This window comes from Actinomadura logoneensis (assembly GCF_003428695.1).
GTDB lineage: Bacteria > Actinomycetota > Actinomycetes > Streptosporangiales > Streptosporangiaceae > Spirillospora > Spirillospora logoneensis.
Genome location: NZ_QURH01000241.1, coordinates 1 through 7,704, shown reverse-complemented (window position 1 = coordinate 7,704; position 7,704 = coordinate 1). Strand labels below are relative to the sequence as shown.

General features: G+C 75.1%; 7 protein-coding genes. 4 read left to right on the top strand and 3 right to left on the bottom strand.

Going from position 1 to position 7,704, the window contains the following annotated elements; all coding sequences use genetic code 11:
- The first annotated feature begins 135 nt into the window (after window positions 1–135).
- Together DZF91_RS14150 and DZF91_RS14145 are read left to right on the top strand one after the other, a co-directional pair.
- Window positions 136–1,557 (top strand): sensor histidine kinase, encoded by a 1,422-nt coding sequence (locus DZF91_RS14150; protein ID WP_235834277.1) that lies wholly within the window; start codon window positions 136–138, stop codon window positions 1,555–1,557.
- Between the two features lie 163 nt (window positions 1,558–1,720).
- Window positions 1,721–2,398, top strand: coding sequence for a LuxR C-terminal-related transcriptional regulator (locus DZF91_RS14145; protein ID WP_235834279.1), 678 nt, complete (start codon window positions 1,721–1,723; stop codon window positions 2,396–2,398).
- Between the two features lie 88 nt (window positions 2,399–2,486).
- Here DZF91_RS14145 and DZF91_RS14140 read toward each other — a convergent pair whose 3' ends face one another.
- Complete coding sequence (locus tag DZF91_RS14140) at window positions 2,487–3,443, bottom strand: quinone oxidoreductase family protein (protein WP_117357934.1); 957 nt, start codon at window positions 3,441–3,443, stop codon at window positions 2,487–2,489.
- Window positions 3,444–3,466: 23 nt separating this feature from the next.
- The gene (locus tag DZF91_RS14135) at window positions 3,467–4,285 is read right to left on the bottom strand and encodes an SDR family oxidoreductase (RefSeq protein ID WP_117357933.1); all 819 of its coding nucleotides are present in this window, start codon (window positions 4,283–4,285) and stop codon (window positions 3,467–3,469) included.
- A 47-nt stretch (window positions 4,286–4,332) separates the two neighbouring features.
- On the opposite strand from DZF91_RS14135, the gene DZF91_RS14130 reads away from it, so the two are divergent.
- On the top strand, window positions 4,333–5,556 hold the full coding sequence (locus tag DZF91_RS14130) for an acyl-CoA dehydrogenase family protein (protein ID WP_117357932.1): 1,224 nt from the start codon (window positions 4,333–4,335) through the stop codon (window positions 5,554–5,556).
- Window positions 5,553–6,248: a TetR/AcrR family transcriptional regulator gene (locus tag DZF91_RS14125; protein ID WP_117357931.1), complete on the top strand. Its 696-nt coding sequence runs from the start codon at window positions 5,553–5,555 to the stop codon at window positions 6,246–6,248. Before DZF91_RS14130 ends, DZF91_RS14125 begins: the two co-directional genes overlap by 4 nt.
- On the opposite strand, the gene DZF91_RS14120 is transcribed toward DZF91_RS14125, so the two are convergent.
- A partial coding sequence (locus DZF91_RS14120; RefSeq protein WP_117357930.1) for an alpha/beta hydrolase family protein occupies window positions 6,242–7,704 on the bottom strand: 1,463 nt, incomplete at its 5' end. The two genes, DZF91_RS14125 and DZF91_RS14120, sit on opposite strands and share 7 nt — an antisense overlap.

The window sequence follows — 7,704 nt, the reverse complement described above, 5'->3', positions numbered from 1 at the left end:
CGGGCTCGGTCGGCCGGGCTGGGGGCGGCCGGGCTCGGTCGGCCGGGCCGCGCGGGCGATACCGGAGGCGGTGGACCGGATCTCCCTCCGCGGAGGCAGGCGGCCGGGGCCGGGCGCGGAATACTCTCCAGGCAAATGAGCGACCAGTCCCCTTCCGGCCCGTCCTCCGGGCCCTCCCCCGACGCGTCCTCGGGGCCGTCCGCCGGCACGGCGGCCGATTCCCCCTCCGCCGCGTCCTCGGACGCCGCCGGTACCGCCGCGTCCCCCGGTACTGCCGCACCCCTCGGCTCCGGTGCGCCGCCCGGGTCGTCCTCCGGGGACGAGTTCGTGCGGGCGGCGTTGCGGCGCACGCTGCTGCCGGGCGTCGCGACCGGGCCGAACGCGGTGCGGCCCCCGCTGCCGCGGCGCAGGTGGATCCGCATCCCGCTGATGGTGCTCCTGACGTTGCTGGCGATCGGATTCACGGGCGGGTCCATCGCCGTCCCGATGGAGACCCTGCACCAGTCGGCCGACGTGAGCGTGCCGGTCGGGCTGCTGGAGGGGGCCCCGCTGGTGGTGGCGCTGTTCCGGCCCCTGCTGGCGTGGCGGCTCGCGGCGTCCGGCCTGCTGCTCGGCGCCCTGCTGATCGGGCACGCGGGCTTCTGGCCGTGGTCGCCGACCGCCTGGCTGGCGTTCATGATCATGCTCTTCTGCGTCGGGGCGGCCGGGGACCGGCTGGTGACGGCCGGCGTGGGGATGGCCAGCGTGGCCGGGGTGGTCGTCCCGGCGTCGCTGGTCGCGATGCCGATCTGGTTCGGGGCGATCCTGTCGGGGCTGGTGGTGCTGGCGCTGACGTTCGGCGACGCGGTCGGCGGCCGGCGGATCGCCGAGCGCGCCCTGCGCGAGCAGGAGGAGCTGCACCGCCGCGACCTGGCCCGGCAGGCCGTGCTGGAGGAGCGGGCGCGGATCGCCCGCGAGCTGCACGACGTGGTCGCGCACCACATGTCGGTGATCGCGATGCAGGCCGAGGCCGCCCCGTACAAGATCCCCGAGCTGCCGGAACCCGCCCGCGCGACGTTCGTGGTGGTGCGGGACGCGGCCCGCGAGGCGCTGGCCGAGACCCGGCGGGTGGTGGGCCTCCTGCGGGCCGAGGACGAGGCGGCCGAGCGCGCCCCGCAGCCCGGCCTGGCCCGGCTGGACGAGCTGCTGCGGGCCGCGCGGCGGTCCGGGCTGACGGTGACGAGCTCGGTCACCGGGATGCCGCGCCCGCTCGCGCCCGGCGTGGACCTGTCGGCGTTCCGGATCGTCCAGGAGTCGCTGAGCAACGCGTCCCGGTACGCGCCGCGCGGGACGGCGCGGGTGGAGGTCGGCTACGGGGACCGGGCGCTGAGCGTGGCCGTCCGGGACGAGGGGCCGGGGCCGGGCGGCGTGCCCGAGTCGTCCGGCGGCGGGCACGGGCTGGTCGGGATGCGCGAACGAGCCACGATGCTGGGCGGGTCGCTGACGACGGGGCCGCGCGGGGACGGCCGTCCGGGCTGGTCGGTCGAGGCCGAACTCCCCTACGGCGCCGACGGGTGACCGCGCGGTCCCCGCGACCCGGCCGGGTGGCCGGACGGCCCTGACGGGCGCGGGTCGCCGGACCTTCCGGCCCCGCGACCCGCGCATTCCGGATGATCACGGGAGGCGGACGCCCTAGGGTGATCCCGTGACGATTCGGGTGCTGATCGCCGACGACCAGGTGATGATCCGCGACGGGCTGGCGGCGCTGCTGTCCTCGGACCCGGAGATCGAGGTGGTGGGGCAGGCCGGGAACGGCCGGGAGGCGGTCGACCTCGCCCGCGAGCTCGAGCCGGACGTGGTGGTCATGGACATCCGGATGCCCGAGATGGACGGCCTGGCCGCCACCGCCGAGCTGGTCGGCGACACCGGCGCGGACCTGCCTGCCGGCCCGGGCGGCCCGGGCGGCGGAGGCGGTCCCGCCGGTTCCGGAGGCCCGCGGGTGCTGGTGCTGACCACGTTCGACCTGGACGAGTACGTCTACGAGGCGCTCGGGGCGGGCGCGAGCGGCTTCCTGCTGAAGGACGCCCCCGCCGCCGACCTGGTGCAGGGCGTGCGGGTCGTGGCGGGCGGGGAGGCGCTGCTCGCGCCGTCCATCACGCGCCGGCTGATCGCCGACTTCGCCCGCCGCCGCAGGCACCAGCGGCCGAGCCCGGCGGCGACGGCCGCGCTCACCCCGCGCGAGCGGGACGTGCTGCGGCTCATCGCGCGCGGCATGTCCAACGCGGAGATCGCCGCCGAGCTGGTGCTGGCCGAGCAGACCATCAAGACCCATGTCGGGCACGTGCTGACCAAGCTGGGCCTGCGCGACCGCACCCAGGCCGTGGTGTTCGCCTACGAGAACGGTCTCGTCGGCGACTGAGCCGGGGGCGGGCCGACGCTCCGGCCGGCCGTCCGGGCGTGCCGTCTTTCGGGGACGGCCGGACGGCCGGACGGACGGCGCGGCGCGGCTAGCGGGACGGGTCGAGGACGAGCTTGCCGGTCGTGCGGCGGGAGCGCAGGTCCTCGTGGGCGCGGCGGACCTCCGACAGGCCGTACTCGCCGCCCGAGACGACCTTGAGCCGGCCGTCGGCGGCGAGGCCGAACAGCTCGTCCAGCGCGGTGCCCATGACGTCGCCGGGCAGCTGGAACACGTGCGCCAGCCACATGCCCGCGACGGTCGTCGAGTGCGACATCAGGTTCGCGGGCTGGACGGGCTTGGGCAGCTCCCGCGAGGCCATCCCGTAGAAGGCGAGGCGGCCGAACGGGGCGAGCGCGGTGAGGCTCTGGTCGGTGACGCTCCCGCCGGTCATCTCCAGCACCACGTCCACGCGGCGGCCGTGGTTGGCCTCGATCAGGGCGGCCTTGAGGTCGGGCTCCTTGGGGTCGACCGCGATGTCGGCGCCGAGGTCGAGGGCGAGGGCGCGCTTCTCCGGGGACGAGGCGGTGGCGATGACCCGGCCCGCGCCCCACGCCTTGGCGAGCTGGACGGCGAGGGTCCCGACGCCGCCCGCCGCCGCGTGCACGACGACCGACTCGCCCGGCTCGAGGTGGGTGCTGCGGCGCAGCAGCAGCCACGCGCTGACGCCCTGCACGATCATGCCGAGCGCGGTGACGTCGTCGATGCCGTCCGGGACGTCCCAGGTGGTGGTGGTCGGCGCGACGGCCTTCTCGGCGTAGCCCCCGGTGCCGAGCAGCGCGACGACGCGGCGGCCGTCGGGGGTGCGGCCGACGACCTCGCCGCCGGGCACCATCGGCAGCTCCTGCTTGGCCAGGTAGCTGTTCTCGGCCTGGTGGGTGTCGGCGTAGTTGATCCCGGCCCGGTCCACCTCGACGAGCGTCTGCCCGTCACCCGGCACCGGATCGGGCAGCTCCACCGGGACGAGGACCTCGGGTCCGCCGAACTCGGTGATCTGGATGGCGCGCATTCTGCTTCTCCCTCTCGGCCGGTTCAGCGGGGCCCGGGGACGCCGCGGAACCGGAACGGCTCGGACGGGCGGCCGGGCACCACGTACCAGGCCTCCCCGGCGCCGTCCCCGTCCAAGATTGCCATGAAGGCCGCGACCACGTCCGCGAGGGGCAGGACGGGGAAGCCGGTGCGCTCCAGTTCGTCCTTCAACGGGACGATGATGTCGGTTTCGGCGAACGACGGGCACAGCGCGTTCACCCGGATCCCCTCCGGCAGGTACGCGGGTCCGAGCGCCCGGACGAGCCCGACCACGGCCGCCTTGTTCGCGCCGTAGACGGGGTCGAAGGGCGTGGCGGTGAGCCCGGCCATGCTGGCGGTGGCGATGATGTCGCCGCCGCCCCGGGCGCGCAGCGCGGGCAGCGCCGCGTGGACGCCGAAGACCACGCCGTCCACGTTGACGGCCATCGCGCGGCGGTAGCGCTCGGGGTCGAAGTCGTCGCCGAGGCCGAAGCCGCTGGCCACGCCCGCGTTGAGGAAGGCCAGGTCGAGGCCGCCGAACCGGTCCGCGGCCGTGCGGACGGCCCGCGCGCTGTCGGCGGGCTCGCGCACGTCGCAGCGGACGAACGTGCCGTCCAGTTCGGCGGCGAGCGCCCGGCCGCGCTCCTCGTCCACGTCGGCCAGGACGACCCGGGCGCCCTCGCCCGCCAGCCGCCGGGCGACCGCCGCGCCGATGCCGTTCGCGCCGCCCGTGATGAGCGCGACGCTCCCCGCGCGCCCGCGCGCCCTGCTACCGGACCTGCCGGTTTCGCCTGTGCCGCGCTCGGCCGGGTGGGGGTCCGCCGATTCCTCGAACGCCGTCATGGCACCTCATCCTCGTAAGTAACTGACCCGTCAGTTACTATAGCCCCATGGACTTCGGTTTGAGCCCCCGCGCCGAGGAGTACCTCGGCCGCCTGCAGGACTTCATGGACGCCCACGTCTACCCCGCCGAGCCGGTCTACGCCGAGCAGCGCCGGGAGCTGGTCGCCGCCGGACGCGAGCACGAGCCGCCGGCGGTCGTCGAGGAGCTGAAGCGCGAGGCGCGCAAGCGCGGGCTGTGGAACCTGTTCCTGCCCGCCAGCACCGACCCGGCGCACGGCCTCACCAACACCGACTACGCCACCCTGGCGGAGGTGACCGGCCGCTCCCCGCTGCTGGCGCCCGAGGCGATCAACTGCTCCGCGCCCGACACCGGCAACATGGAGGTGCTGCACCTGTTCGGCACCCCTGAGCAGAAGGAGCGGTGGCTGGAGCCGCTGCTGGCCGGCGAGATCCGGTCCGCGTTCGCGATGACCGAGCCGGACGTCGCCAGCTCCGACGCGACCAACATCTCCACCCGGATCGAGCGCGACGGCGACCACTACGTGATCAACGGCCGCAAGTGGTGGATCACCGGCTCCGCCGACCCGCGCTGCAAGGTCATGATCGTCATGGGCAAGACCGACCCCGACGGCCACCCGTACCTGCAGCAGTCCATGGTGCTGGTGCCGATGGACACGCCGGGCGTCGAGGTCGTCCGGTCGCTGCCGGTGTTCGGCTACCGCGACCAGGAGGGCCACTGCGAGATCCGGTTCACCGACGTCCGCGTCCCGGTGGAGAACCTGGTCGGCGAGGAGGGCGGCGGCTTCGCGATCGCGCAGGCGCGGCTCGGGCCCGGCCGCATCCACCACTGCATGCGGGCGCTCGGCATCGCCGAGCGGGCGCTGGAGCTGATGTGCCGCCGCGCGCTCGACCGCGTCGCGTTCGGCCGGCCGCTGGCCGCGCAGGGCGTCGTCCGGCAGCAGATCGCCGAGTCCCGGATGGCGATCGAGCAGGCCCGCCTGCTCACCCTGAAGACCGCCTGGCTCATCGACGAGCACGGGGTGAAGGCCGCCCGGTCCGAGGTCGCCGCGATCAAGGTGGTCGCGCCCCGGGTCGCGCTGGAGGTCGTGGACCGCGCCATCCAGGTGCACGGCGGCGCGGGCGTCTCCGACGACACCCCGCTCGCCGCGATGTGGGCCGGGCTGCGCACGCTGCGGCTCGCCGACGGCCCCGACGAGGTGCACGTCCGGTCCGTCGCGCGCGCGGAGTTGGGTAAGTTCACCCAGGGATGACGAACACCACGGGGGACGCGGCCACCCGCGCGGCGGGGGCCGGTGGCCGGGCGCGGCGGCGGATGCCGCACGCGCGTCGGCGCGAGCAACTGCTCGGCCTGGCGCTGCGCGAGTTCGGCCGCCGCGGCTACCACCTGACCCAGATGGAGCACGTGGCCGTGGCGGCCGACGTCTCCAAGGCGCTGCTGTACCAGCACTTCACGTCCAAGGAGGAGCTGTTCGCCGAGGTCGTCGGCTCGGTCGTCGCCGAGCTGACCGGGCGCCTGAACGCCGCGGTGCGCGCCGAGGACGACTCGGTCGACCGCATCCGCGCGATGGTGCGGGTGCTGTTCGACTACGCCACCGACGAGCCGGACGCCTGGGCGCTGGTCATCCGGCACCTGGACAAGCCGGAGGTCGGGCCGGGCCTGCGCGAGCTGCGCGACCGGCTCGGCGCGGCCTTCGCCGACCTGCTGCTGATCCGCCGCCGGGTCGACCCGGCGCTCTCCCCGGCCGCGCTCGCGGTCAACGAGCACCGGGCGCGGCTGCTCGTCCCGCTGATGTACGGGTCGATGCTGTCGATGGTGTCGTGGTGGCTGGAGCACCCCGACACCCCGCGCGACCGGGCGGAGGCGATGGCGGTCGAGTTCATCTGGCTCGGCCTGGACCGCCTCCGCACCGGTGAGCGCCTGCGCCCCGCCGGCGGTCAGTAGTCCGCGACGGCTCCCGGCCGGACGGTCGGGACGGTGAGCGCGACCTTCGCCGCGTCCATCCACCCCAGCGCCTTCTGCGAGGTGAACAGGGCGGTGCCGGGCGTGATCTGGAGCGCGAGCCGGTGGCCCGGCCCGACCTTCCAGGACACGGCCTCAAGGTCGCGGTCGACCGTGCGGCGGCGGCCGTCCAGCGTGATCGGCAGCGGCGTCGCCTGGTTGCCGACGACCAGGCCGGTGTCCAGGTCGACGATCTGTGCGTAGACGGCGGTCCTCGCGTGCAGCGCGCGGCCCTGGTAGGTCACCCTGAGGTGCGGGACGCCGACCGCCTGGCCGTCCGCCTTCGGCGACGGGATCGCGACGGTCAGGGCGTTCTTCGCGGGCTGCGCGACCTGTGCGGTGCCGGAGTTGTCCAGCGGGCTGAGGTTCAGGTGGCCCTTCCCGGACGCGCGCAGCGGCGCGTCGGCCGGGGCGGGGTAGGACGCGGCCGTCCGGTACACGCCGTCCTGGTCGATGTACTCGAAGCCCGCGCCGGTGTCCACCGAGGCGTCCCGCTTGAGGTAGCGGGCGAGCCAGGCGAGCGTGGCCTTGGCGAGATGGTCGGACGTGCCCGGCTTGGTCGAGCAGGTGCCGTGCCCGCCGCAGAACCAGATCATCTTCACCGGCGCGCCGTGCGCCTTGATCGGACGGTAGAACGACAGGCCCTCGCGCAGCGTGAACAGGGTGTCCACGGTGCCCTGCATGACGAGGGTGGGGACGCGGATGCGATCGACCAGCGCGCCCGCCCCGGCCTGCATGAACCACTTCTGGACCGACGGCGACAACGTTCCGGTCAGCGCGCCGGACGCGCAGCCCTCCAGCACCTTCCCGGCGACCCGGTTGCCGTTCACGACGCCGCCGAGGCACAGCAGGGTGCCCCAGCCCGCGCGGTAGACCTCGTCCCGGTACAGGCTGCGCTCGACGCTCTGGAAGGCGATGGTCGGGGTGATGACGTCCACCCGGCGGTCCATCCCCGCGGCGACGAGCTGGATGCCGCCGCCGTAGCTGCCGCCCGCCATGCCGAGCCGCGGGTCGCCGGGCCGGTCGAGCGCCGCCTCGGGCTGCGCGGCCGTCCAGTCGATGATCTTCATGACGTCGCGGCCCTCGACGGCCGGGGTGTCCACGTTGGCCGCGCCCTCGGAGCCGAAGCCGCGCGCGTTCCAGGTCACCACGTTGTAGCCGGCGGAGGTGAGCAGCGCGAGCTGGCCCTTGGCCGGGTCGGTCTCGGCGCGTCCGCCCCAGCCGTGGCCGAGCAGGACGGTCGGGGCCTTGGCGCCCGCCGCCAGGCCCCTGGCCGGGAAGAAGTTGGTCGTGATGCGCACGCCGTCGAAGGAGGCGAGCTTCACGGTCCGGGGCGCGGGCGCGTCGTCGGCGTGCGCGGGCGCGGCCAGGGGCAGGGCCGCGGCGAGCGGGAGCGCCG

Bases quoted from the DNA above. Each gene is read 5' to 3' on its own strand.
- DZF91_RS14150 (WP_235834277.1), top strand. From the start codon at position 136: ATGAGCGACCAGTCCCCTTCCGGCCCGTCCTCCGGGCCCTCCCCCGAC.
- DZF91_RS14145 (WP_235834279.1), top strand. From the start codon at position 1,721: ATGATCCGCGACGGGCTGGCGGCGCTGCTGTCCTCGGACCCGGAGATC.
- DZF91_RS14140 (WP_117357934.1), bottom strand. From the start codon at position 3,443: ATGCGCGCCATCCAGATCACCGAGTTCGGCGGACCCGAGGTCCTCGTC.
- DZF91_RS14135 (WP_117357933.1), bottom strand. From the start codon at position 4,285: ATGACGGCGTTCGAGGAATCGGCGGACCCCCACCCGGCCGAGCGCGGC.
- DZF91_RS14130 (WP_117357932.1), top strand. From the start codon at position 4,333: ATGGACTTCGGTTTGAGCCCCCGCGCCGAGGAGTACCTCGGCCGCCTG.
- DZF91_RS14125 (WP_117357931.1), top strand. From the start codon at position 5,553: ATGACGAACACCACGGGGGACGCGGCCACCCGCGCGGCGGGGGCCGGT.